Origin of the sequence: Sulfitobacter sp. SK012, assembly GCF_003352085.1 — a bacterium.
Lineage (GTDB): Bacteria > Pseudomonadota > Alphaproteobacteria > Rhodobacterales > Rhodobacteraceae > Sulfitobacter.
This window is the reverse complement of sequence record NZ_CP025804.1, coordinates 322,804-347,913: the sequence shown is the minus strand read 5'-3', so window position 1 is coordinate 347,913 and position 25,110 is coordinate 322,804. Positions and strand designations below refer to the sequence as shown.

The window sequence follows — 25,110 nt, the reverse complement described above, 5'->3', positions numbered from 1 at the left end:
CTGCTATCCATCCTTGCCGATTTTAAACCAATCCTCGGGGTTCTGAGGAATATTGTTCTTTCTAACTTCCATATAGAGCGTTTCTGGCCGCTCTGTACCAGCATCATCACCATCTGTTGACAATTCACCGCTCAATGAGCCTTCGGGGCCACCCATGAGACCCACAGGGGTCCCCGATGCCAGCACCTGGCCCGCTTCGCCATAGATCACATCCATACCCGCCAGCACAAACAGTGTATCCGACTGTGGCTCAAGGATCATGACGTTTCCAAAGTCGAGCAGCGGCCCGGAATAGCGGATCGTGGCGGCGACCGGCGTTGTGACAATCGCACGGGGCCGCGTTGCAATCAGAACCCCAGGGCGAACTACGCCCGCGGCATCTGCTTCGCCTGACCGGCGTAGGATCAGCCCTTGGACTGGCAGCGGCAGGCTGCCCGCTTCGGCCTCGATTGAGAGCGGCGTTTCAACGGATAGGTTTTCTTCAGAGACAATCTCAGAGAGACCGCTTGCAAACCCGTCGAGCGTTTCGGTGGATGCAATCAAGATCGCGGTCCGGACAGGGTCAGCGGTAAAGCGGCTCGGCAGGTCAGTGCGGTTTGCCATCGCTTGATTGAGTGCGGCGCGCGCCTCTTGCAACTGCCGCAACCCATCGCTGAGCCTGTTGGCCGCGTCGGTCTGCAACATCTGTAAAGTTTGCACATCTTCGAGGTCTTGGCGCAGCTGATCAGCACGCTGATTGAGCGCTGGCGTCAATTCAGCCAGCAGCATCCCTGCGCGCGCAGTCCCCGTCGGACCTTGGGGATGCAACAGCGCCGTTGGTGTTCCGGTTGTTCCAATGCTTTGTAGAACGGCCAGTAATTGAGCCACTTCGGTATCACGGGTCTGCAACCGCGCGCTTAGCTGAGCCTCGCGAATTGCGACTTCGCGCAGGCCGGTTCGCATGGCACCAAGTCCGGTTTCGAATGCCTGAATTGTTTCGGTCAACGCCTTGACCCGGTTCCGCGCGCCCTCTGCTGCATCAAGTTGAATTGCCGCATCGCTCACCAACGCCATTGCGGCGCGGGCCTCTGACGCGGGATCAGATTGCGCTGCCAGCGGCGTGGCTGCCAACAGATAACTACATAGCAGAACAATGTGGCGGATCATGAAAGCAGGTTCTCTCCGGTCATTTCCGCAGGTTGATCAAGCCCCATGAGCGCCAGCACTGTTGGTGCCAGGTCAGCCAGCCGACCATTTCGCAGCACGGCCCCGTCCGGCCCACCGACCACCGCGACAGGCACCAAGTTAAGCGTATGGGCCGTGTGTGGTCCGCCTGTTTCAGGATCAATCATCATTTCGCAATTGCCATGATCCGCGGTTACGATCATTGCCCCTCCGGCTTGTTTAAGGGCCTCAACCACGGCACCCAACCCAGTATCGACAGCCTCACAAGCAGCGATAGCAGCATCCAGATCGCCTGTATGGCCGACCATATCGGGGTTGGCGTAGTTGACGACGATCAAATCATAACCGGCACCAATCGCTTCAACGAATTTCTCGGTAACCTGGACTGAGGACATTTCTGGCTGCATATCATACGTTGCCACGTCAGGGGATTTGGGCATGAACCTATCCTCACCCTGCACAGGAGCTTCTTCGCCGCCGTTCAAAAAGAAGGTCACATGCGGATACTTCTCAGTCTCAGCCAACCGGAACTGACGCAACCCTTTCGCCGCAACCCATGCGCCTAAGGTGTTCACGATCTCAGGCTTTGGGTACATCACAGTCATATATGCGGCATGGCTCTCGGAGTATTCCGCCATGCCCATTAATGCGGCCCATTCTATCTTGGCTCCCCGGTCGAAACTGTCGAATTTGGGCGCACCAATGGCTGCCATAACTTCGCGGGCGCGGTCGGCTCGAAAGTTTAGACAGAAAAATCCGTCGCCATCGCGTGCTCCAGCGTAGTCGCCAATCACGGATGCAGGGACAAATTCATCGGTTTTACCGTCAGCGTAGGACGCAGCAATTGCGTCTTGCGCGGTTGCTGCGTTGTTTCCCTTCCCGCGAATGATTGCATCATAAGCGCTTGATACACGGTCCCAGCGGTTGTCGCGGTCCAATGCAAAATACCGCCCCGTGACAGACACAACCCGGACCTTTGTTGGCAACGCCTCTTCCAGTGTTTTCAGGTAAGTTTGTGCAGATTTCGGGGAAACATCGCGCCCATCAGTCAATGCATGGATCACAACAGGCAAGCCGGCTGCATCCAGCGCCTTAGCCGCAGCAATCATATGAGAGATATGGCCATGAACACCCCCGTCCGACACAACGCCCATTAGATGCGCCGTGCCGCCACTCGATTTGAGCGCATCAATAAATGCGCGCAGGGGCGGATGATCCGCAAATCTGTCTTCTTCGATCTCAAGGTCAATCTGGCCCAGATCCATTGCGACCACACGACCGGCACCAATATTAGTATGGCCCACTTCGGAGTTACCCATCTGTCCGCGCGGCAGTCCCACGTCCGGGCCGTGGGTAATCAACGTCGCGTTTGGAGAGCCGGCCATAATGGCATCGATAACCGGGGTACGCGCCAGCAACGGCGCATTGCCTTCCGAAGTATTGCTCAAACCCCACCCATCAAGGATGCATAAGACGACAGGCTTTGGGATGGGCATTTTGGGCAGGCTCCTGACGATGGGTCAAGGGCCTTTTAGCCAAAGGGGCGGTTGGGGTGAACCTCTTTCGCCGACAGCGCAAAAATATGCTGCAAAAGTGGTAAAGAATTGTCCCCAAGGCTTCGGCGCACTGACGCGCAACCGAAGGAGTGCATCGTAACAACTATCCGCATTCTTAACCAAAATAGGAAAAGAACGTGGTCGATAACGAAGTCATCAACCGGATTGCCATTGCGCGCTCCCCACCTTGGGGAGAAAAAAACTTAGCACAAAAACGAACCATTAAAATTCATTGAATATGCTTAATATTTTCTCAGGATAGGCGGATTGTCGCAAGGTTCAGGTGTGTCCCCCGCCGACGCGCAAGCGTTAAGCGCGCGGGAATTGCACGAATATTTGGCTGGATACCCTATTTGAGGTATAGAGAATTTTCGAGATTCCCGCCCTAAAATACGGATTTCCCGCATGCCTAGAACCGAATCGAAATTAGTCGCGAATGACGGGCCTCATCACGACCGATTGGTCGAAAGCATCTATAGAATTGCTCTACAACCACAGACCTATGACAGCTTCATGGGAGAGTGGGATGCCTACATTTCTGAGCAGTTGGCTGAGTTGGCGACATTGCGGAAAGCTGATACGACTCAAGCAGAGGCGCTAAATCGTCCCGAAATTACTGCGCATTTTGAAATCGCAGAGCAACTTCTCGATCAGATCGGCCGCCCTGACCCAAGGACCGGCGGCACCACGTCAAGCAAAGCGCGCAATTTCCAGATCCTTGTCGACACCAAAGGCCAACTTGTTTGGACAACTGCTGCTGCAACTGAGCTTTTTGCCCTCCCACATCAGGCCAGTATTGATGATTTGGCCTTGGAGTCGGAGCAAGCTGAGCGGCTGTATGAGATGGCCGCAGCACTCGAAGACCCAGCAACCGGCAAGCAGATAGGCCCCTTGGTGATCCATGCCAACGCAAAGGGACGCAAAGGCCAACGTCAGCATCTTGTAGCGCAAGTTATGACCGATCCGCCAGGGGACGCCGTGTTGATCATTACAAAGGTTGCCCCCGAATGGCCCCCTGCGATGACGAGGATGCTTCGGGAAGGATATGCGCTCAGCCCGACCGAAATCGAGATTTGTGAACAGATTGCGGACGGACGTGGTGCTGGGGATATTGCTGAACTGCGTGGCAACGCCGTTTCGACGGTCCGCACGCAGATCAAGAGCATCATGGCCAAAACCCACAGCAACGCTCAATCAGAACTAGTCCGCCTGATGCACTCAATCATGCGCGTGGCCGAACAGAACCCTGATGCGACGGAGAGCCAAGGTTCTAATGCGCAGCGGGTCAGCGCCATTGTGTTGCCCGGACGCACGATGCCGGTGGACCATTTTGGCAATCCAGACGGATATCCTGTGATCTTTCTACATGGGATGTTGGATGGCACGGCGCTCAGCAAAGCCATGCAGGAAGAGATTGAACGCAACAACCTGCACCTGATTTGTCCGATCCGCCCGTATTTTGGCAATGCCGCCGGCCGCGCAGATACACCTGAGAATGCTCCTGAACGATATGCCCAAGACCTTGGCCAAATGATCACACATATGCAGCTAGAACAGCCCATTCTGTTGGGCCACATGGCTGGCTCTATTTACGCAAATGCCGCAGCCAGCACCTTGCCGCAGGGAACATTTCGCGCAATCCTGAACGTATCTGGAGGGGTGCCAATTCTCTCCATTCAGCAGTTCGCGACGATGTCAAAGCGCCAACGGCTTGTAGCCTACACCTCAAGGTTCACACCGGCGATCTTGCCCTTTGTCTTGCGCGCGGGCGTCAGCCAAATCGACAACGGTGGCGGGCCGCAATTCCTTCATTCGCTCTATGAAAGCGCCCCGGATGATCTGGCGATGACCCGCGACCCTGAAACCCGCGATCTGGTCCTGTCGGGTTACCGTTTTGCAACCCAGCAGGGACACCGCGCTTTTGAGGCTGATGGTAAGAATGTGGTGAAAGACTGGACGCATCTTGTGACGGGCCATGACGTCCCAATCCACTTGCTACACGGTGAAAGTGATCCGGTTGTGAGTGCATCCTCGGTCCGTGATTTCGCAGCACGTCACGCAGAGAAGGTCACACTGGAAGTCATGGAAAACACAGGCCAGTTGTTATTTTACCGGCATCCCGGTCATCTGGTGCGCGCATTATGTGCCTTGCGTGACGGAGAAAAGCCCGAGACCTATGCGCAGGTTCCGGGTCGGTGAATTGGGCGGCCGATCCTATGGTGATTTTGAAACCAACGGAGCCAAAGACATGATCACATTCACTGCCCTACCCACCGCTACTGTGCGCGCTTACCAGTCCGGCGCTCCCGACGCCCACGGTCAGCCGCCCGAAAACCATGTGTCCGATGGGGGCGGCAACCCGTGCCGGCATTGCCTGCGCAACATTCCCGCTGGTGCCAAGATGTTGGTGCTCGCGCATAAGCCGTTCGACGGTGTGCATCCTTACGCCGAAACCGGTCCGATCTTTCTATGTGCCGACAGTTGTGCGCGCGGCGGCGGGACGGATCTGCCACAAGTTTTGCAAAGCTCACCGGACTATCTGCTTAAGGGGTATGATGCCACGGACCGCATTGTCTATGGAACCGGGGCGATCACTTTGGCAGGCGATATCCCAACCCGTGCCGAAACAGTTTTCAACGACCCTAGCGTGGCCTATATTCACGTGCGATCTGCCCGTAACAATTGTTATTCCGCACGGATTGACCGCAGTTAAGCACTCCCTCGCTGGCCCTTGCCCCGCACCTCCGCATTGGTCATAACGGGACGGGTAAATGCCCGCTGAGGAACGCCCATGACAGCCCCTGCCCCCGAAACCCGGATCGTGAACACCAACCGCATCGCCTGTGATGGCGGCGAAGGCGCATTGGGGCATCCACGGGTCTGGCTTCAAATCCCGGCAGACAAGGGTTTTGTTGAATGCGGCTACTGCGACTGCAAATTCATCCTTGAGGAATTTGAGGGCAAGGTCTGAGGCAGACTGCCCGTTAAACGGGGGCCTGCGTTTATAACTTTGTATTCTAACCTAACCTTCGACGCGGTGTGGCTTTTGCCAAAAGACTAAAAGCTCAACATGATTGGGATGACCGCCTCGTGTTTCGATCGCATGCGTGTCCAGCTCCACATCACGCAAACCTGCACCCTTTGGATCAAAGACGGTGCTGCGCTTTGGCATCTGGACATGACGGTCCGATCCCGGCGCATTGTCCCTCACTTTCTTTCAGGCCTACGGGTCCACAAGAGCGAAACAGCACTGGCGAGCCCGCCGGGGCCGTGGCAAAAGGGGGCATTCCAAAGGAGAACGCGTCATGAGTTTCGGCAAAGGCCACCATCTGCATCTGATCGACGGCTCGGCGTTTATCTTTCGCGCCTACCATGCCTTGCCGCCTTTGACGCGCAAATCTGACGGGCTTCCGATTGGGGCTGTTTCGGGCTTTTGTAACATGTTGCAGCGCTATGTGGATGGCAACATTGGCAGTGATGTCACCCATGTGGCAGTGATCTTTGACAAAGGCAGTCACACGTTTCGAAACGAAATGTACGACCTCTACAAAGCCAACCGCGAGGCCATGCCCGAAGACCTGCGTCCGCAAATGCCGCTGACGCGCGCAGCGACCATCGCCTTCAACATCGCCTGTGAGGAAAAGGAAGGCTATGAGGCGGACGACATCATCGCCACCCTTTCGGTTCAAGCGCGTGAGGCCGGGGGGCGCTGCACGATCATTAGTTCGGACAAGGATCTGATGCAGCTGGTCGGTGGCGGGGTCGAAATGTTCGATGCGATGAAGAACAATCATATTGACCGCGACGGTGTATTTGCCAAATTTGGCGTCTATCCGGAACGTGTGGTTGATGTGCAGGCACTTGCGGGTGACAGCGTGGACAACGTGCCGGGCGCACCAGGTATCGGGATTAAGACGGCCGCCTTGCTGATCAACGAATACGGCGATCTGGAAACGCTTCTGGAACGCGCCGGCGAGATCAAGCAGCCCAAACGTCGCGAAACCCTGATCAATAATGTTGAGCAAATCCGGCTGTCGCGTCGGCTGGTGCTCTTGGACGATAAAACACCCTTGGATTTCACGCTGGATGATCTTGAGGTCCGCGATCCCGACCCCGAAAAACTCCTAGCGTTTCTGGCCGAGATGGAATTCCGCACCCTCACCAAACGGGTCGCTGATCAGATGGGGCGCGAGGCCCCTGTTATTGTCGATGCACCAGTCTCTGCGGATGCAGCACTCTTGGCGGATGTGCCATTTGATGCCGCGAACTACGAACAGGTGAGCGATGCCGCCGCGCTGCAAAAATGGATCGACCAGATTTACGAGCGTGGCTATGTCGCCGTGGATACAGAAACCACAGGTCTGGATGAGATGATCGCAGATCTGGTGGGCATTTCACTCGCCGTTGAGGCGGGCACCGCGTGTTATATCCCGCTGATTCACAAGGCGAGCCGTGCGGATGATCTTTTTGGCTCGGATGATCTGGCCGAGGGGCAGATGCCCACCGAGGAAGTGTTGCAAATGCTGACCCCGATGTTGGAGGATCCGAGCATCCTCAAGATCGGGCAAAACATGAAGTATGATGCCAAGATATTTGCCCAAATCGGCATCACTGTTGCGCCATTTGATGACACAATGCTAATGTCTTATGCGATGCATGCGGGACTGCATGGCCACGGGATGGACACCCTGTCCGATCGCTATCTGAACCATACCCCAATCCCGATCAAACCTCTGTTGGGGGTCGGCAAATCGGCGATCACCTTTGACAAAGTGCCACTGTCTGATGCCGTCGCCTATGCCGCTGAAGACGCAGATATTACGCTGCGCCTTTGGCAGATGTTCAAGCCGCTACTACACCGCGCACAAACAACCCGTGTTTATGAAACGCTAGAGCGCCCCCTTGTGCCTATCTTGGCCAAGATGGAACGGGCTGGCATCAAGGTTGATCGCGATGCGCTCAGCCGGATGTCCAACGCCTTTGCTCAAAAAATGGCCGGGCTTGAGGATGAAATCTACGGACTCGCCGGGCGCAAATTCAACGTCGGCAGCCCTAAGCAGCTGGGTGAAATCCTCTTTGATGAGATGTCGCTTGAGGGTGGTAAAAAGGGCAAGACGGGGGCCTATGCCACCGGTGCCGACGTGCTTGAAGATTTGGCTACCGAGCATGAGTTGCCCGCGCGTGTGCTGGACTGGCGCCAGCTTAGCAAATTGAAATCAACCTATACGGACGCGTTACAGGACCACATCAACAAGGACACGGGCCGCGTGCACACGTCCTATTCAATTGCAGGTGCCAGCACCGGGCGATTGGCCTCCACCGATCCAAACTTGCAAAACATCCCAATCCGCACCGAGGAAGGCCGCCGTATCCGCGAGGCCTTTATCGCAGAACCAGGCAAGGTGCTGGTGGCGCTGGATTACTCCCAGATCGAGCTGCGGATTTTGGCACATATCGCCGATATTCCCGCGCTCAAGGATGCGTTCAAGAAAGGTCATGACATCCATGCCATGACCGCTTCCGAGATGTTCGATGTGCCGATGGACGAGATGACGCCAGACATCCGCCGCCGCGCCAAGGCGATTAACTTTGGCGTGATCTACGGCATTTCCGGCTTTGGCTTGGCCCGCAACCTGCGCATTCCGCGCAGTGAAGCACAGGGGTTCATCGACCGTTACTTTGAGCGCTTTCCGGGCATTCGGACGTATATGGATGACACCAAGGCCTTTGCCAAAGAACACGGCTACGTCCAGACGTTGTTCGGCCGCAAGATCAACACGCCTGAGATTTCAGCAGGTGGCCCGCGTGCCGGCTTCGCCCAGCGCGCAGCGATCAATGCGCCTATTCAAGGCACGGCAGCCGACGTAATCCGGCGCGCGATGATCCGGATGCCGGATGCCATCGCCGACCTGCCGGCAACGATGCTGTTGCAGGTACATGATGAACTCTTGTTCGAAGTCGAAGCAGGGGCCCAGGACAAACTCATCGCAGCCGCCCGCGACGTGATGGAAAACGCCTGCGACCCAGTGGTAAAGCTGGATGTGAAACTGACTGTGGATGCTGGCACTGGTGCCAATTGGGCGGAGGCACATTGATGACTGAACTACCTGAAGACCTCTCACAAGCCCTCGACGAGACCAGCGCACGCAGCGGGTGGGACGCGTATTCAGAAGAGCTGAAACAGGACGCGCTTGACTGGATTGAGACCGCAAAAACGACAACCGCGCGATCAAAACGGATCGACGATGTCGCACGGCACGCGGGCAAAGGTCTGCCGCCGAGCGCCCTTCAATAAGCAATCATTCCTTGCGTACGAGCGTCATCACCAATCTGCGCGCCAGTGGTGCCACAATCAGAACAGTAGGGAAGGCGACCATCCAGTTGGGCAACCACGCGCCCAGCCACTGACCGACGAAACCCGTCATCGTGTCAACCGTGCGGTAGGTGACAATACCCGAGACCATGAGCGACATTAGCCCTGACAGGATGAATCCAAAAAGGACTGTGGCATAGCGCGCCGGAATCATGAGAACTGCATCCAATCCAATGTGTCTTCAGTAGGACCACCGGGATGATATTCGCCAGCGATATACCCGTCATAGCCGCTCGCGCGTATCTCTTCAAATAGGGCGGAAAAATTCACATCTCCCGTACCCGGAGCACTCCGTGTCGGCGTATCGCCAATCTGGATATGCCTGATCAGAGGTGCGTAATCCTGAAAGACCTTAACCGCATCGCCGTGCAGCATTTGCGCGTGATAGCTGTCAAACTGCAGGCCAAGGTTATCCGCATTCACAGATGCGATGATGTCAGCCGCCAGTGCGTAATCATTGAGGAAATAGCCCGGCTTAGCTTCTGTGCACAGCGGTTCAATTGTAAGCGTCAGGCCCTTTGGCGCAGCTTTTGTAGCCCAGCGCAAATTGTCGATCATTGCTGCCAGCGCGCTTGCGCCGGTGGCCTTTCCAGACATCACATGCAGAAACGAGACATTCAGCGCCTCGACGTATCGAAACGATCGGCGCATGTCGTATTGAAAACGATCTTTGCCATCTACGATTGCGGCATAGCCTTCGGGGGCACCGGTATAGCTGGGCGGCGGCGCATTCATCAACGTCAGGCGCAACCCACAGCGGCGCAACGCGTTCTGCGTCTCTTTTGCGGGCATATAATAAGGGGCCAGCACTTCAACCGCGGTAAAGCCAGCGGCAGCGGCAGCATCAAAACGGTCGATATAGGGAAGGTTTGCCCACAACAGGCTCAAGTTCGCAGATGGCGTCATATCAGAGGGTTGTTCCAGATTATCTAAGTATTGAAGTGCAGCAAGATCACCACTTTGCGATGCCACGACTAGCGCGGTTTGATCTCGGGCAACGATCAAGCCAAAATATGCCCTTGTAGTAAATCTGACCGCGACAAAAGCCGGATCAAAAGTGATTGCGCGACCGTCTAGCTCTCAATACGCGGTCAATCTGTTTCATCATATTTTGATATTCTAGCTCTCAGGAGGCAATTCCTCTGAAGGGATGATGCCAAAGAAAGTTCCACCTGACCAAACACCAAACCATCCATCGTGATGCACACCCAAATCTACCAACCGATAAAAGCTCTTGCGATCAATCAGCGCCTCTAGATTGCGCCGGATGTGGATATAGGGCGACGGCTCTCCGGTCTTAGGATCACGCTCCACACGAATGGGGTGATCGGGCCCGGCCCCAGCCACATCTTCCAAATTGGTCACAAACTCCAGCTCTTGCGCCTTCCCCTGCCCGCTTGCGTCGAAATCCACCGCAACAAACGGCGCGTCCTCAACCGTGATGCCTACTTTTTCAACCGGGGTAATCAGAAAGTAAGTGTCGCCCTCGCGCCACAGAATCGATGCAAAAAGTTTGACCAATCCGGGCCTGCCAATCGGTGTGCCCTCATAGAACCATGTGCCGTCACGTTTTATTTGCATGTCGATGTCACCGCAAAACGGTGGGTTCCACGTCTCCAGCGGCGGCATTCCGCGTGTCTTTGCCGCTTTTATCGACTCAGCGAGGCCTGCTGCAGATGGTGTCACGGTTTTTTGTCCGCTCATTGCTTTTGCCATTCCATGGATGCGAGATACACTTACACTGAACGAATATAGCCCGAGGAGCATAAAAGCCATGACCCAAGCCGATGATATGATCGCGCAAATCGAAGCGCTTGGCGAAAAGCTGGCGGAAGCAAAGCAGTCGATCACCGCCCGCTTTATTGGCCAAGAGCGGGTCGTGGACCTGACTTTGACGGCGCTATTGTGTGGCGGGCATGGATTGCTCATTGGCTTGCCGGGCCTTGGCAAGACCCGCCTGGTTGAAACGCTCAGCACGGTCATGGGCCTGGATGGCAAGCGCGTTCAATTCACACCAGACCTCATGCCGGCGGACATTGTGGGCTCTGAGGTTTTGGACACGGCTGCTGATGGTACCCGCGCGTTTCGCTTTGTCGAAGGGCCGGTATTTTGCCAGTTGTTAATGGCGGATGAGATTAACCGAGCCTCACCACGGACCCAATCTGCGCTGCTGCAAGCGATGCAGGAAAAGACCGTCACCGTTGCGGGACAAAACCGGGCTTTGGGTGTGCCGTTTCACGTATTGGCTACGCAGAACCCGATCGAACAAGAAGGCACCTACCCCCTGCCCGAAGCACAGTTGGACCGCTTCTTGGTGCAAATCGACGTGCCCTATCCCGACCGTGACACCGAGCGTGACATTTTGATCGCTACAACCGGCGAGGCCGAGGCACAATCTGTCGCCGTCTTTACCACTGGCGAGCTGTTGGATGCCCAGCGTCTGCTCCGGCGTATGCCGGTTGGCGATTCCGTGGTTGAGATGATACTGGATCTGGTGCGCGCCTTCCGCCCCGATGAACCTGACGCATCTGCCCAAGTCCGCGAGACAGTTGCTTGGGGTCCAGGCCCCCGCGCGGCGCAAGCGTTGATGCTGGCGGTGCGCGCGCGCGCCCTGCTAGATGGTCGCTTGGCCCCATCGGCCGAAGATGTCATCGACATGGCGCGGCCAGTCCTAAGCCACCGAATGGCGCTAAACTTTGCCGCGCGTGCACGGGGCGACAGCCTGCAAGGCCTGATCGATAGCACAGCGGCCAATCTGTCCGGGTCTAAGGCTGCCGCGTGATCAACCCTAAATCCCTTCGCGCTGATTCTGAGGCGCAGGCCGCTCGGTTGCCCGCGCTGTTGGCACGTGCGGACCATCTGGCCGGTGCCGTTCTTTTGGGAGAACACGGCAGACGGCGTGCGGGGATGGGCGACGATTTTTGGCAATACCGCCCTGCCCAAGTAGGCGACAGCCGCCGGTCAATAGACCACCGTCGCTCTGCCATGGGCGACACGGAATTTGTACGTGAACGCGAATGGCAAATCGCGCAATCGGTCATGCTTTGGGTGGATCAGGGCGCGTCCATGCGTTTTACTTCCGACCCCACGTTGCCACAAAAAGCAGATCGGGCACGGCTCTTGGGCTTGGCCCTTGCGATCCTTTTGAACAAGGGCGGCGAACGCGTTGGGCTGACTGGCACCGATTTACCACCGCGGTCAGGTCGCGCGCAGATCCTGCGTCTGGCCGATCTTTTTTGCAACGATGACCCAACGGATTATGCCCCGCCGGAACACCGCGCGATGATTCCCCATGCCCGCGCAGTATTTATCTCAGATTTCATGGGCGATATCTCTGCCGTCCAAATGGCGCTGACCAAGGCCGCAGACCGCGGTGTTCGTGGTATTTTATGTCACGTGCTTGACCCGACGGAAGAAGCATTTCCCTTCGCGGGCCGCACAATTTTTGAAAGCGTGGGCGGCACGATCAGCCATGAAACGCTGAAAGCAAACGATTTGCGCGACCGCTATTTGGAACGCCTTTCTGAGCGCAAGGCAGAATTGCAAGCGCTGTGCGCGCTCACCGGTTGGCGCTATGGATTGCATCATACAGACAGCTCCGCACAATCGGGTCTGTTGTGGCTTTATGGTGCACTAGATGCGCGCGCGGGGGTGGCAGCATGATGATCCTAGGCGGCATTGGGTTTACCGCACCCTGGCTTTTACTCGCCTTGTTTGCGCTGCCAATCCTTTGGTTGATCCTTCGGGCTGTTCCGCCTGCACCCATCCGTCAGCGATTTCCCGGGGTGGCGTTGCTGTTAGGTCTCAAGGACGACGAAAGCGTATCGGACCGCACACCGTGGTGGTTGCTTTTGCTCCGCATGCTGGCAGTCGCCGCGATTATTTTGGGGCTTGCGGGCCCGGTGCTGAACCCAGAGGCCGATCAGGCTGATGGCTCTGGTCCGTTGCTGTTTGTCTTAGATGGTTCATGGGCAGGTGCCACTCGTTGGCCCCAACAGATGGAAACGATCGATGCCCAACTCACCCGCGCCAGCCGTCTAGGACGCACCGTTGGGTTCCTGACGCTGACCAAGCCTGAGGCACCAGTGTTCCAGTCTGCAGATGTTTGGCGCACGCGCCTTGCCGGTCTTGCACCCGCACCGTGGCAGCCCCGCCCTAAGATGCTGGAGCGGGCGCAGGAGGCCTTGGCCGACAGTGGCGATTTCGACACACTTTGGTTCAGTGATACGCTGGCCTTTGACGGGCGCGATGAATTGCTCGCAACCCTTCAAGCCCGCGGATCCGTCGAAGCGTACCAGACGGCGGCCAATGTGCTTGCGATTGCGCCTGCACGTTACGAGGACGGGGCAGTTCAATTGCGCGCACTACGCACTTCAGCAGGCCCAGCTCGAGAGATTGTCATTCAGGCGCAAGGCCGCGATCCTGCTGGCAACGCGCGCATCCTTGCCTCAGCGACCGCAACATTTGACGAAGGTGCGACCGAGGCCGAAACCGCGCTGGCGCTCCCTTCCGAGTTACGCGCACGGATCACCCGGTTTGATATTGCCGGACAACGCTCTGCCGGGGCCACAACTCTTTCCGATGACGGGCTGCGCCGCCGCGAGGTCGCGCTGATTTCCGCGCGCGAGGACCGCGAAGGGCTGCAACTTTTGTCGCCACTGCATTACATTGAGCAGGCTCTTGCACCTACGGCCGACCTGATCGACGGGTCACTCAGTGATGTGCTCCCCGCCAATCCAGATGTTATCGTACTTGCCGACGTCGCTACTTTGTCAGCCGCCGAAGCAGAACCACTTGCCGCGTGGATCGAAGAAGGCGGAATGTTGATACGTTTCGCGGGTCCGAGGGTCGCGGCCAGTGACATCAGCCGCATTGATGAGGCCCCCTTGATGCCTGTTCGTTTGCGCGCCGGAGGCCGGAGCGTCGGTGGAGCCATGAGTTGGGGAGAGCCCAAGGGGCTGGCTCCCTTCTCAAACGCCTCGCCCTTTTCGGGTTTAGCGATCCCCGATGACGTCGTGGTCACCGCCCAAGTTGTTGCCCAACCGGACCCAACGCTGGCCGATCGCGTGATTGCGGCACTCAGTGACGGCACACCGTTGGTTACCCGCAAACCCATCGGTCAGGGCCAAGTCGTGCTTTTCCATGTTACCGCCACGGCGGAATGGTCCACCTTGCCCCTCTCGGGGCTTTTTGTTGAAATGATGGAACGGCTTGCCGTTTCTTCAGCCGCGGCAAGTGCAGATGCACAAAGCCTTGAGGGCACGACATGGACGCCCCAGCGGGTGCTTGACGGTTACGGAGTTCTTTCTGACGCGGGGACGCTGCCGGGCGTGGACGGCGCAGAATTGCTCTCGGCGCCGCCCGGCCCTGCCATCCCGCCCGGCGTCTACAGTTCAGGCGAACGACGGATGGCACGCAATGTCGTATTAGAAGACACACAGCTGGCCCCGGTTAGGTGGCCATCCGATGTCCCCGTGCGCGGTCTTGCGGTCGCACCAGAACAACCCGTTGCCGGTTGGCTTCTGAGCCTTTCGATCTTGTTGTTATTGGCAGATGTCGTGGCCTCACTATCTTTGTCGGGTCGCCTCCTGAAACGCAGCAATGCGGTAGCCACCATCACCCTTGTCCTGCTGACCCAGCCCCAAACGGGCGAGGCCCAAGTTTCCGAAGAAGAAGAATTCGCCATCAATTCTACCTCTGAATTGGTACTGGCCCATGTTCTGACCGGGGATGAAGAATTAGACCGCATCGCTCAGGCTGGGTTAACGGGCCTCAGCGATACGCTGTTTTTCCGCACCTCTATTGAGCCCGCAACACCACTTGCCGTCAATTTGGAGACGGATGAGTTGGCGTTTTTCCCAATCCTTTATTGGCCGGTCACACCCAGCCAACCGCGCCCGTCAGATGAAGCATACGCAAAGCTGAACGACTATTTACGCTCCGGTGGGTTAATCTTGTTTGATACGCGCGATGCGGATATCGCGAAATTTGGCGCATCCAGCCCGAATGGCCGCAAGCTGCGCGATCTTGCTGCTCCGCTGGACATTCCCGCGCTAGAGCCGCTGCCATCTGATCATGTCCTGACCCGAACCTTCTATCTGCTGCAAGACTTCCCCGGCCGCCACAACAGTCGCGATGTTTGGGTAGAGGCGGCACCTCCAAATGCACAACAAATCGAGGGGATGCCCTTTCGCAATCTAAATGATGGTGTGACGCCGGTTGTGATTGGGGGCAATGATTGGGCATCCGCATGGGCCGTGAACCGAGACGGCGGGCCGATGTTGCCCGTTGGGCGTGGGTATACGGGCGAGCGCCAGCGCGAAATTGCCTTTCGGTTTGGCGTTAATCTGGTCATGCACGTGCTGACCGGCAACTATAAATCTGATCAGGTCCACGTGCCTGCACTGCTGGACAGGTTGGGCCAATGACCTCAACAATCGTCTTTGATCCCCTGATCCCGTGGGCTCTTCTGGTCATGGTGGCCGTGATCGCTTTTCTTGGTGTGCTGTTGGCTGTTTTGCGCGGATTGCAGGGTTGGGCATTGCGTGGGCTGGCCACACTTGTGATTCTGGGCGCGCTCGCGGGGCCGTCGTTTCAGCAAGAAGAGCGCGCACCGCTAACTGACATCGTGATGTTGATCGAAGACAACAGCGCCAGCCAAAATCTAGGCACACGCCCCGCACAGATGAGCCGCGCCATTGACGCGCTGAGCGCGCAGATTGACGCCCGTGCCAACACCGAACTGCGCCGCGTTTCTGTCCCTGACGGGCTGAGTGACGCGGGCACAGAACTCATGACCACGCTCAGCGATGCCCTTGCCGAAGAACCCCGCGCCCGGATCGCAGGTATTATCGCACTGAGCGACGGCCGCGTGCATGACGCCAATCGACCAGTTGACCTGCCCGCACCCATGCATCTGCTGCTCACCGGCGAGCAAACCGATTGGGACCGCCGGCTGTCGATCAGCAACGCGCCTGCCTTCGCCATCATCGGGGAACCGGTCACGCTGACCTTGCGCGTTGATGACCTCGGCGCGACCCCAAACGACGACAAATTGGCCGAGCTCGATATCTCTGTTGATGGCGACGATCCGCAGCGGTTCCGCGTGCCCATTGGTGAGGACATGGAAATCCCGGTAACTCTGCCTCATGGCGGTCGCAACGTTATCCGTTTTGCACTCCCTCAAGCCGAAGGGGAACTGACGGATCGAAACAACGCTGCCGTGATCCAAATCAATGGCGTGCGTGACCGTTTGCGCGTGCTTCTTGTGAGTGGAGAGCCGCACCCTGGTGGGCGGACTTGGCGCAACCTTTTGAAATCCGACAGCTCCGTTGATCTTGTCCATTTCACCATTCTGCGGCCTCCGGAAAAACAGGACGGCGTGCCAGTTTCCGAACTTTCATTGATCGCTTTCCCGACCCGGGAACTTTTCATGGACAAGATTGACGATTTTGATCTGATCATCTTTGACCGGTACAAAAGGCGCGGCATCCTGCCATCGCTCTATCTTGAAAACGTTGCCAATTATGTGCGCAACGGCGGAGCGGTGCTGGTTGCTGCGGGACCAGATTTCGCAAGTGCGGACAGCCTGTACCGAACCCCTCTGGGTGCAGTGCTTCCCGCCACACCAACTGCACGTGTCCTCGAAGAGCCTTACTTGCCCGTTGTGACAGATTTAGGTGACCGTCACCCCGTGACAACAGGCTTGCCCACCGGCGGGGATTGGGGCCGGTGGTTGCGCCAGATTGACCTGAGTGATGCGAAAGGCAGCGTTGTCATGTCTGGGATTGATGACCGTCCATTGCTGGTGCTGGACCGCGTTGGCGAAGGGCGTGTTGCTCTGCTTGGGTCTGATCATGCGTGGTTATGGAATCGCGGCTATGAGGGCGGCGGCCCACAATTGGAATTGCTGCGCCGATTGGCCCATTGGATGATGGGCGAACCTGAGCTGGAAGAAGAAGCGCTCACCGCCACTGCCGAAGGCCAAACCATGCGCATCCAGCGCCGCACACTGGGCGACAACGTTCCTCCGCTGAGCGTCACTGGACCAGATGGCACCGTCATGAACCTCACACTTGAACCCGCCGGCCCGGGTCGGTTTGAGGCCGTGTTTACGGGCCCCGAAATCGGCCTTTACCGGTTGGAGAATGGCGATCAGCTAAGTGTCATCGGTCTTGGCCCTGCGGCACCGCGCGAATTTGTTGAAACGATTGCTGATGGCACGGCGATGGAGCCGGTTTTGGCAGCGGGACGCGGTGGTATTTTGCGGCTTGAGGAAGGCCTGCCGCGCTTGCGTAATGTCCGCGCAGGACGGCCCGCTGCCGGGCGCGGTTGGATCGGTCTGACACCGCGCGCAGCATATGAAACCCGCGATATACGCCAAACGCCAATCTTGCCCAGCTGGCTTGTGCTGCTGCTTAGTGCCGCGCTCATTACCGCGGCTTGGCTCGTTGAGGGTCGCCGTCGTTAATCGAGACGTATCTCAACCTGCGCAGCGCGGCCTTTCGCGTCCACCACGGAAATACGACTAAACCCCAGTCCGGAGATATCCAACATTGCGTTGCGCTGGCGCAACTGCGTCAGAACTGGCACGCCGTTTACCAGCACGGTCATCGGCATCACGCCTGCCCTTAAGCGCAGAGGAATACCGTCGCCAGTGCTACGCAGAATCGCGCCTTCTGGTGGAAAATCCACAATCGGCGCGTCGGGTGCAGGTGTGAATGCAGCTGTCCGGCTGCGAAACCGCTGAAGCGGTGGCGGCAAGGCAGCGGTTGTTACAATAAGCGCGTCAGACGGTGGGTTCGGCAATGGCGTCCGTTTTGAAGCAACACGGCCAAACGCCTCAAACAGAATTGGCGCAGCCAGTTCGCCACCAAAAGCACCCGGCACGGGAGTGCCATCGGGCCGCCCCAACCAAACACCGATCACATGCGCACCGTCATAACCAATCGCCCAAGCATCCCGGTGCCCGTAAGACGTACCGGTTTTGTAAGCCACCTCGCCATCTCGGGCCGCAGTGCCGGCCGGCGGCGTGATCCCTGACAAGATATGACCAACCTGCCAAGCAGCAACGTCGCTGACAAAGCGACGAGTCGACAAACCTTCGCGTCCTAAAGCAGTTGACAACAGAGGGGCTTCGCCACCTTGCGCAAGACCTGCGTAAAGTTGCACCAGCTCTTCGAGGGTCATACCAACGCCGCCCAAAGCGATCGCAAGGCCGGGTTTGCCTCCCGGTAATTTTGGCGCTGTGCCCGCAGCCCGCAATCCGGCCATAAGTCGCGCGGGACCAAGCTCTTGGGTCAGCAAAACCGGTGGGATGTTCAGCGAGAACTTCAACGCCTCTCGGACAGTCAACTCGCCACGAAATTGGCCATCAAAATTCTGCGGAGCGTATCGGCCAAAACTGACCGGAGCATCGTTGATAAGCGTGTCGGGATGCACCAAACCTTGGTCGAAGGCCAACGCGTAGATGAGCGGCTTTAGCGTGGAGCCGGGGGACCGCGTCGCCCGCGTCATATCCACAAATCCCAACGCACCGCCCTGCGCGCTGTAGTTTGGCGACCCGGCGCGCGCCAACACTTCACCTGTTCGATGATCGGCCACCAAAATCGCCGCAGAAACACCCCGCGGTTGGCCATTAACTGCCCGTTTGGCCAGCGCACTGATTTGGGCCTGCAAGCGGGCGTCAATGGTCACGTCATGGCGCAGCGCACTGGGATCAACAGCGCGCAGATGATCTGCCAAATGAGGGGCAAGGCGCGGATACGGGCGCATCATGCGTGGCACATCCGCTTGGTACATGTGTGCCATGGCACCAACCCGGGCGAGCACGCGTGCGCGCGCGTCACGCGCCGCCAGTGGATGCCGATCAGGCCGCCGCGCTTCCGGGGCTTGGGGCAAGGCGACCAACAGCGCCGCTTCGGCTTGGGATAACCGCAGGGGTTCTTTACCAAACCACGCGAAGGACGCGGCACGTAACCCTTCGACGGGACCGCCATAGGGCGCATGGGCGAGGTAGACCTCTAGGATTTGCGTTTTGGTCAGCCGCCGTTCCATCGCGAGTGCCAGCCGCATCTGGCGCAGCTTTCCTTGCCAGTGCCCGGTTCCTGAATTTTCCAAAAGTCGGGCGGCCTGCATGGTCAATGTCGAACCGCCAGACCGGACCTGACCTTGCCAAAGTGCCTGCCTCGTGGCCCGCAATAGGGCGATTGGATCAACACCTGCATGGGAATAAAACCGCTTGTCCTCATACGCGATCAACATCGCAATAAAGTCGGGATCGGTTTGCGCGAGGCTAAGGGCCAAACGCGTGCGCCCATCCTCAACAGTAAAGCTCCGCAGCAACGATCCATTGCGGTCTCGCACTTCCACCGATGTCTCGATCAACACAGATGGCAACTTGGTCGCATCAACCCAAGTGTCAAACTGATCCCGCAGACCAGCACCCACGCCCAAAATCAGCACTAAAGCAAAGAGGCCATACCGCCTGATCACGGCGTAACCGTCACTGCGCCCGTCTGGGTATTCGCCCGATACTCTGGGCGGTACATATCACCCACCGTCGCCGCAGGATGATGGTAAGAACCCGGCGTCACAGCGCGCACAACATACGACACCACAAAAGGCTCTGTGCCTGAATGGTTCACCGCCGCCACAAACCGGTCCGCACGGAACTCAGCGTTCTCTGCGCTTTTGGGTTCAAGCCAGTCGAGCGCTTTGACATCACCGCCACGGATCAGGTTGGGGTTGTCGATCTCAAACCCACCGGGCAGCGGGTCATCGATAATAAGCCGCGCGCCAAGATCCTCAAATGGGGTGACCTTAAGCACAGTCACCAGCCGTGTGCCGGAAGCAACTGGCCCAGTTATCTCAGCACCGTCCAAGGTGTAATACCGTCGGTCGATGCTATAGCCATAACCGCCTTTCTCAGGCGGAATTTCCAGCACGCCAAAGGTGGTCATCGTGACGTCCATCGCGGCGGTTGAGTTGTTTTGGATACGCACATCTTTTGTCGCACCATCATCGATCTGAGTTACAAAAGGGCCATCAGGAATTTCACCATCCACCAACAGTCCGCTGCTTACTGAGCCGTCATTCAGCGCATGCGCGGCCATCGTGACTTGCGCCGCTTCTTGCGTAGACAGGCGCCGCCTGGACGTGCTGATCTGCTTGGCAATCTGGGCGGTGTTGATGGCTGTGCTGCCTACCTCGGAGGCTAGCGTTAGGAGCGCCGCAGAATCGCGCAACTCACTCCCAAAATCACTCCGCCAGCCCGTGGTCTTAGCGGTGCGTTCCAACAACTCACTTGCACGCACAAACATCCTATCAGCGCGCGAAGGGTCGCCATAGGCCGCAAGCGCACTGCCCAATTGGGCTGCTGCCATCGGCGTTCTAAAATCATTGCCCTTCGTGTCGGCATAATAGCGCAAATCGCTCATGCTCGCCGCACCTGCGCGGGCAAGAACCAACAGCGCGTAGGCAATGTCTTCACCACCATCATCGAAATCAGGTGCATAACTGATCCGATTGCGCAGGTTGTCCATCGCCTGTGACAGGGCGCGAGGTGGCACCTTGTGCCCCTCAGCGTCGGCGCGAAACAGGAAGTCGGTCACGTAAGCATCCAGCCAAAACTCACCAGAGCCCACGCTCCACAACCCAAAAGCGCCGTTGGACGATTGTCGCGCCAGCACCCGGTCAATGCCCGTTGCAATTTTGCGATCTAACTCAGCAGGTGCCCCAAGCCCCGATTCTTCAGCAAGCGAGCTGAGGTATAGCAGCGGCAACGCCGCGGAGGTCACTTGTTCGGTACAGCCATATGGATAGCGGTCCAACTGACGTAGCAGCCCTGGCACATCATACCGTGCGAGCGGTCCGGCGCTGAGAGTAGCAGATGCAGTGCCTTTACGCAGACCCGCGAACACTTCGGTGTCGAAGGTAAAGCTGTCACCAGCTCCTAGGGCAAACTGCCGTGTGATTGCGGTTTCAGGATCATTGTCGCGCACCGGCATTTGCAGTGTCTTGAGCAAAATTTTGCCGTCGGGCGTCGTCAACTCAACCGTAATTTCTTGATCGCCAACTTCACGCGCTCTCAGGGAAATTGGCAGACGCGCCGAGCCTTGGTCCGTCAAAGTGACCGCAATGGGCACATCGCCAAGCACAATCCCTCGCCCGGCGGTTACCTCAAGCTGCATATCACCAGGACTGCCGGTAGCATGGACCAGTTCGAGCAGAAGGCGACTTGTGTCACCGGGGGCCAGATGCCGGGGCAAGGACGCTGTCACAACCACCGGATCGCGCGCCAAGAGGTCTGCGCTGGCGTTCCCAACGCTCCCCTCACTCCACGCGATAGCCATGAGGCGGATGGTGCCGTTGAAGCCTGGCTTTTCGATCACAATCTCAACACGACCATCTGCGCCCACAACCATGGGCCCCGCAAAGAATGCCATCAATTTTTCAGTAGGCGGCGGCGATTGAAGCTGTGCCGCGGATGCCGCGTCACCACCGGATCGGACACTGCCCATCGCACCGTTCAGCCCATCGATCAGCCGCCCATAAAGGTCACGCAATTCGACGCCTAAACGGCGTTGGCCAAAGTAGTGGTCCGACGGATCAGGTGCATCAAAGGCCGTGAGGTTCAAGATGCCAACATCAACTGCCGCAAGTGTGACATAGGCAGTTTGCCCTGGCGTTACGCCGTCAACTTGCACGCTGGCGATAAAGCTGCCGAGCTGACCGTCAACTTCTGCTGGCGTGTCGATCCGGACAGCGAGTTGTTTGGCACCGGGTCGTACCGTGGCATGGGCAAGCCCAAGAGATCGCGCGGGGTTTAATCCTTCTGCCGCATTCATTGGGCGGATCACAGAGGCACTGACATAGGCGCTGCTGCCCCAGTCAGACGTGACCTCAAGCGGGATCAGATTTTCGCCTTTAGCGACAGCAACTGTCTTGCGCGAGATCACGCGGTTGGACAGGACCGATACCAGCGCCACGCCAGCATCCTTTGCCATGATCCGAAGCTCGGCCATATCGCCTTTATCATATGCGGCTTGGTCTAATGAGACTTCAGCCAAATCAGGCGTAGCCGAGCTGTCTCCACCGCCGTACCAACCAGACGAGAATTGCACCGAGGACTGGGCATAAACCGCGCCAACCGTCTCGACGATCAGCTCGTACTGGCCCCAATCCACCGGCAACGACAGCGGCAATGGTGTGGCCCCCAAAGTTGCATCACCGGTCGCGATGCGCGTGCGACGGATCACGGGCTCCCACTCCCAATTGCCGTAGAGCTGATACCATTGATAGCGCTGGTTCACCCGATTGAGCGTCCAGCGCACGGGCATCTCAGTCGTAGCGCCATCTGTCACAGCAATGACATCAAATGCGGCCTCTACCCCTTCGGCCAACGTATCTGCAAAACCCGGTTTGATGCCAATCATTGGCCCTTCTGAGGTAAGGCGCTTAGTCATGCGCCGTTCGACAGGGCGGCCCGACCCTTCGGCAACACGTAGGATCACTTCGGCCTCAAGTGGCGTAGCGGGGGTTTCATCCAGCGCTGGCAATTTGAGCGCGAGGGTGGCGTTGCCGCCAGCGTCCGTTAGCGCGGGATCAAGATAGCTTGTGCGCGTGTCGAACCGTTGATCGTAGGCACCAAAACGGTACCCCTGCCAACCATCAAGCTCGCGGCTGGCGCGCAAACGTACTTCGCCTTCGATTGCCAAATCCGCACCGGGTGCGCCAAAAAGATAGCGTGCAGAAACGCTTAGCGGTGGCGTTTCGCCCAAACGAAGCGGCGCATTCGGCAAGCTAAGGTCAAAGTCGATACGTTCCGGCAGAAAATCCTCAACCAAGACGGTTTGGCTGGCAAGCGGGCCTTGCGAGGGGTCTGCAATAACATCGACGCGCCATGCGCCACGCGGGGCCGAAGCTGCGACGGGCAGCGCAAATACATGGCCGCCTGCTTTGCTATTCTGGCTGAGGCTGCGGCTGTATTCCACGCCATCCGGGCGCTTTAGTACAGCAACAAGCGGCAAGCCGTTCAACGCTTGACCCTTGTCATCCCGCGTTAGTGCCGTGGCAAAGATCGTATCACCCGCGCGGTAAGCTCCCCGGTCGGTGGTCAGAAAGGTATCAATCGGTGGGCTGGGCGGATGCCCTTCGACGCCGCGATCCGACAGGTCGAACGCCGGGTCCGTCAGGGGGATAAACGCGATGTCCTCGTCGCCCCACTCGGCCACCACGAGAGCCGTTGCAGAGGCACCCGTGCCACGGCTAAGTCCTGCGGCAAAACTAGCGAAACCTTCCGCGTCCGTTGTCACCTCCCCGAGCACCGCATTGGCGCGCGAGATCAGCGCCAGTTTCACGTCGCTGCGGGCTTGCGCATCGCTGAGCGAACGCACGGCGACGTGCAATCCATCCACGCCAGACCATGTGCTCAGCCCTAAATCCGTCAATACAAACCACTGCGTCGCCGCGGGGTATTCATAGCGGTCTTGACCGGGAATTGCGGCGCTTAGAGCATAGATTCCCGGCGGCTGGTCTGCCAGCGCATCGCCCAGAGGCAAGCGTGTCGTCATGTCAGCATTCAGCGTATTTTGCACAGTACCGGTACCGGTCCAAATCTCCTCGGCGAGGCTTTCGGCAAAATACTCGTCTTCGTAGGTGTTAAGCGGCTTGCCGAAATAGCTATCTTTGATGGTACGGACCAGATTTCGGTCACTCACCCGACGCAGCTTAAGTTCCACAGTATCCGCATTTACCGTCTCGACCGGCAAACCTGCTGTTGCGCTGCGCGGTAAAACAAAAGCACGCCCTGAAAACCGGACAGAGGGCGTGCGATCCTGAACATAGAGTTTCAGCGCGATGTCCTTGTGCAATGCCTCACCACTGGAAGCGGGCAGACCCTTGCGGAAGGTCACGTTATAACGAGTGCCATGATCCACACCATCAATGCAGATTTGCCGGCCCTCGGCTTGCACAACCAAACCCGCGTCAGGCAATTGCACAAATGGCGCATAATCCAACCCGACCTGCACTAGGTTCTCGGAAAATTCGGCGCAGATGCGTGGGTTGCTGCTGTTATTATCGATACGGTGTTCCGTGATGCGGAACCCATGTTTCGCGACCGCCTCGTCCAATGCCTTCACCAAATCGGGGCGCGGGGACAGGTTCGTTGCAAGACGTAGCGCCGGTACCATGTCACGGCCTCTGCCATTTTCCTCCAGAGCGCGGGCAAGCATATCCAGCGCGACAACCTGTTGGGGGCCATCTGGTGCTCGCAAGTAGGCGTTGATCGCCGCTGGCACGGCCTCGCGGCGCAGCTGACGTATGAAACGGGAGTTGTCATCCGACCTAAGCGAAACCTCGGCCAAGCGCGCCCACAGATCACCTCGGTCCGACAACGCAATCGCAGAACCCGCCGCCCGCGCCGCATCAGAAATGGCATTGCGCGCCTCGGCAATCGCAAGCGCATCCAGAAAGTTGGAAAAATCAATGTCACTCGCGGGGAAGCGGTCCGCATTGGTTTGCACAAAAAGGCGCGCGTTTTGAATGTCGTCCTCGCTCAAGAACGCCAGTTCAGCTTGGCGGGTAGCGGCAAGAGTTATTGCGCTGGGGGCAGTCAAGATTTTGGTGGCAGACAGGGCCCCAACATACGGCTCTTTTTGACTCACTGCGCTTTTTGGAAAACAGGCGTTCTTGAGGGAGTTGAAGGTAAATCCAACACAGGCCTCTTGCGCCGCGCAAGCGCGCGCGCAGGCCTCTCGGGTTGTGTCAAAAAGGTTGCCCAGATCAGATCCGTAGAAATCGACGTCCCGCGCATAGACAAATCGGCTCTCGGGCATCGACGGCTGAGCTGTGACAAGCCCCGGAAGGATCCCCAGAAAGACCAACAAGGTAGAAACCAGACGAACGTAGGGCATGATGAGGATTCCTTTTTGGGGCAATCTTACCGTGGCATGGCCCGGACCATTCAGGCAAGCCCGCGCTTTAAGGGGATATTCACCTCAATGGCCCAAGGAT

General features: G+C 57.8%; 17 protein-coding genes. 9 read left to right on the top strand and 8 right to left on the bottom strand.

Annotated features, from left to right (window positions below):
- Positions 1 to 3: 3 nt before the first annotated feature.
- Positions 4 to 1,146, bottom strand: coding sequence for a murein hydrolase activator EnvC family protein (locus C1J03_RS01615; RefSeq protein WP_114883052.1), 1,143 nt, complete (start codon positions 1,144 to 1,146; stop codon positions 4 to 6).
- Complete coding sequence (gpmI, locus tag C1J03_RS01610) at positions 1,143 to 2,660, bottom strand: 2,3-bisphosphoglycerate-independent phosphoglycerate mutase (RefSeq protein WP_114883051.1); 1,518 nt, start codon at positions 2,658 to 2,660, stop codon at positions 1,143 to 1,145. Before gpmI ends, C1J03_RS01615 begins: the two co-directional genes overlap by 4 nt.
- 465 nt (positions 2,661 to 3,125) lie before the next feature.
- Between gpmI and C1J03_RS01605 the strand changes: the two genes are divergently transcribed.
- The 3 genes from C1J03_RS01605 to C1J03_RS01595 all read left to right on the top strand — a co-directional run bounded on the left by C1J03_RS01605 (position 3,126) and on the right by C1J03_RS01595 (position 5,691).
- Positions 3,126 to 4,919: an alpha/beta fold hydrolase gene (locus C1J03_RS01605; protein WP_114883050.1), complete on the top strand. Its 1,794-nt coding sequence runs from the start codon at positions 3,126 to 3,128 to the stop codon at positions 4,917 to 4,919.
- 49 nt (positions 4,920 to 4,968) lie between these two features.
- Positions 4,969 to 5,433, top strand: a complete 465-nt coding sequence (locus C1J03_RS01600; RefSeq protein WP_114888793.1) for a DUF1203 domain-containing protein — start codon at positions 4,969 to 4,971, stop codon at positions 5,431 to 5,433.
- 78 nt (positions 5,434 to 5,511) lie between these two features.
- Complete coding sequence (locus C1J03_RS01595; RefSeq protein WP_114883049.1) at positions 5,512 to 5,691, top strand: zinc-finger domain-containing protein; 180 nt, start codon at positions 5,512 to 5,514, stop codon at positions 5,689 to 5,691.
- 51 nt (positions 5,692 to 5,742) lie between these two features.
- On the opposite strand, the gene C1J03_RS25200 is transcribed toward C1J03_RS01595, so the two are convergent.
- Positions 5,743 to 5,931, bottom strand: a complete 189-nt coding sequence (locus tag C1J03_RS25200) for a hypothetical protein (protein WP_162798424.1) — start codon at positions 5,929 to 5,931, stop codon at positions 5,743 to 5,745.
- A gap of 94 nt (positions 5,932 to 6,025) precedes the next feature.
- On the opposite strand from C1J03_RS25200, the gene polA reads away from it, so the two are divergent.
- Complete coding sequence (gene polA, locus C1J03_RS01590) at positions 6,026 to 8,815, top strand: DNA polymerase I (RefSeq protein ID WP_114883048.1); 2,790 nt, start codon at positions 6,026 to 6,028, stop codon at positions 8,813 to 8,815.
- Positions 8,815 to 9,015: a YdeI/OmpD-associated family protein gene (locus C1J03_RS01585; protein ID WP_114883047.1), complete on the top strand. Its 201-nt coding sequence runs from the start codon at positions 8,815 to 8,817 to the stop codon at positions 9,013 to 9,015. The genes polA and C1J03_RS01585 overlap by 1 nt, the downstream gene beginning before the upstream one ends.
- A gap of 4 nt (positions 9,016 to 9,019) precedes the next feature.
- On the opposite strand, the gene C1J03_RS01580 is transcribed toward C1J03_RS01585, so the two are convergent.
- The 3 genes from C1J03_RS01580 to C1J03_RS01570 all read right to left on the bottom strand — a co-directional run bounded on the left by C1J03_RS01580 (position 9,020) and on the right by C1J03_RS01570 (position 10,797).
- Positions 9,020 to 9,247, bottom strand: coding sequence for a DUF2798 domain-containing protein (locus C1J03_RS01580; protein WP_114883046.1), 228 nt, complete (start codon positions 9,245 to 9,247; stop codon positions 9,020 to 9,022).
- Positions 9,244 to 9,999, bottom strand: a complete 756-nt coding sequence (locus tag C1J03_RS01575; protein WP_114888792.1) for a hydroxypyruvate isomerase family protein — start codon at positions 9,997 to 9,999, stop codon at positions 9,244 to 9,246. The genes C1J03_RS01580 and C1J03_RS01575 overlap by 4 nt, the downstream gene beginning before the upstream one ends.
- A 213-nt stretch (positions 10,000 to 10,212) precedes the next feature.
- A complete protein-coding gene (locus C1J03_RS01570; protein WP_114883045.1) occupies positions 10,213 to 10,797 on the bottom strand; it encodes a DUF1285 domain-containing protein in 585 nt (194 codons plus the stop codon).
- Between the two features lie 70 nt (positions 10,798 to 10,867).
- On the opposite strand from C1J03_RS01570, the gene C1J03_RS01565 reads away from it, so the two are divergent.
- Genes C1J03_RS01565 through C1J03_RS01550 form a run of 4 tightly spaced genes read left to right on the top strand, consistent with a single transcriptional unit; the run spans position 10,868 to position 17,563 of the window.
- Positions 10,868 to 11,875 (top strand): AAA family ATPase, encoded by a 1,008-nt coding sequence (locus C1J03_RS01565; RefSeq protein ID WP_114883044.1) that lies wholly within the window; start codon positions 10,868 to 10,870, stop codon positions 11,873 to 11,875.
- Positions 11,872 to 12,756 (top strand): DUF58 domain-containing protein, encoded by an 885-nt coding sequence (locus tag C1J03_RS01560; protein ID WP_114883043.1) that lies wholly within the window; start codon positions 11,872 to 11,874, stop codon positions 12,754 to 12,756. Before C1J03_RS01565 ends, C1J03_RS01560 begins: the two co-directional genes overlap by 4 nt.
- Positions 12,753 to 15,521, top strand: coding sequence for a DUF4159 domain-containing protein (locus tag C1J03_RS01555; RefSeq protein WP_114883042.1), 2,769 nt, complete (start codon positions 12,753 to 12,755; stop codon positions 15,519 to 15,521). Before C1J03_RS01560 ends, C1J03_RS01555 begins: the two co-directional genes overlap by 4 nt.
- Positions 15,518 to 17,563 carry a glutamine amidotransferase gene (locus C1J03_RS01550; protein WP_114883041.1) on the top strand — a complete coding sequence of 682 codons (2,046 nt, stop codon included), beginning with the start codon at positions 15,518 to 15,520 and terminating at the stop codon, positions 17,561 to 17,563. Before C1J03_RS01555 ends, C1J03_RS01550 begins: the two co-directional genes overlap by 4 nt.
- On the opposite strand, the gene pbpC is transcribed toward C1J03_RS01550, so the two are convergent.
- The gene (pbpC, locus tag C1J03_RS01545) at positions 17,560 to 19,587 is read right to left on the bottom strand and encodes a penicillin-binding protein 1C (protein ID WP_114883040.1); all 2,028 of its coding nucleotides are present in this window, start codon (positions 19,585 to 19,587) and stop codon (positions 17,560 to 17,562) included. The two genes, C1J03_RS01550 and pbpC, sit on opposite strands and share 4 nt — an antisense overlap.
- Positions 19,584 to 25,010 carry an MG2 domain-containing protein gene (locus tag C1J03_RS01540; RefSeq protein WP_114883039.1) on the bottom strand — a complete coding sequence of 1,809 codons (5,427 nt, stop codon included), beginning with the start codon at positions 25,008 to 25,010 and terminating at the stop codon, positions 19,584 to 19,586. Before C1J03_RS01540 ends, pbpC begins: the two co-directional genes overlap by 4 nt.
- Positions 25,011 to 25,110: the final 100 nt, after the last annotated feature.

Bases quoted from the DNA above. Each gene is read 5' to 3' on its own strand.
- C1J03_RS01615 (WP_114883052.1), bottom strand. From the start codon at position 1,146: ATGATCCGCCACATTGTTCTGCTATGTAGTTATCTGTTGGCAGCCACG.
- gpmI (WP_114883051.1), bottom strand. From the start codon at position 2,660: ATGCCCATCCCAAAGCCTGTCGTCTTATGCATCCTTGATGGGTGGGGT.
- C1J03_RS01605 (WP_114883050.1), top strand. From the start codon at position 3,126: ATGCCTAGAACCGAATCGAAATTAGTCGCGAATGACGGGCCTCATCAC.
- C1J03_RS01600 (WP_114888793.1), top strand. From the start codon at position 4,969: ATGATCACATTCACTGCCCTACCCACCGCTACTGTGCGCGCTTACCAG.
- C1J03_RS01595 (WP_114883049.1), top strand. From the start codon at position 5,512: ATGACAGCCCCTGCCCCCGAAACCCGGATCGTGAACACCAACCGCATC.
- polA (WP_114883048.1), top strand. From the start codon at position 6,026: ATGAGTTTCGGCAAAGGCCACCATCTGCATCTGATCGACGGCTCGGCG.
- C1J03_RS01585 (WP_114883047.1), top strand. From the start codon at position 8,815: ATGACTGAACTACCTGAAGACCTCTCACAAGCCCTCGACGAGACCAGC.
- C1J03_RS01580 (WP_114883046.1), bottom strand. From the start codon at position 9,247: ATGATTCCGGCGCGCTATGCCACAGTCCTTTTTGGATTCATCCTGTCA.
- C1J03_RS01575 (WP_114888792.1), bottom strand. From the start codon at position 9,999: ATGACGCCATCTGCGAACTTGAGCCTGTTGTGGGCAAACCTTCCCTAT.
- C1J03_RS01570 (WP_114883045.1), bottom strand. From the start codon at position 10,797: ATGAGCGGACAAAAAACCGTGACACCATCTGCAGCAGGCCTCGCTGAG.
- C1J03_RS01565 (WP_114883044.1), top strand. From the start codon at position 10,868: ATGACCCAAGCCGATGATATGATCGCGCAAATCGAAGCGCTTGGCGAA.
- C1J03_RS01555 (WP_114883042.1), top strand. From the start codon at position 12,753: ATGATGATCCTAGGCGGCATTGGGTTTACCGCACCCTGGCTTTTACTC.
- C1J03_RS01550 (WP_114883041.1), top strand. From the start codon at position 15,518: ATGACCTCAACAATCGTCTTTGATCCCCTGATCCCGTGGGCTCTTCTG.
- C1J03_RS01540 (WP_114883039.1), bottom strand. From the start codon at position 25,010: ATGCCCTACGTTCGTCTGGTTTCTACCTTGTTGGTCTTTCTGGGGATC.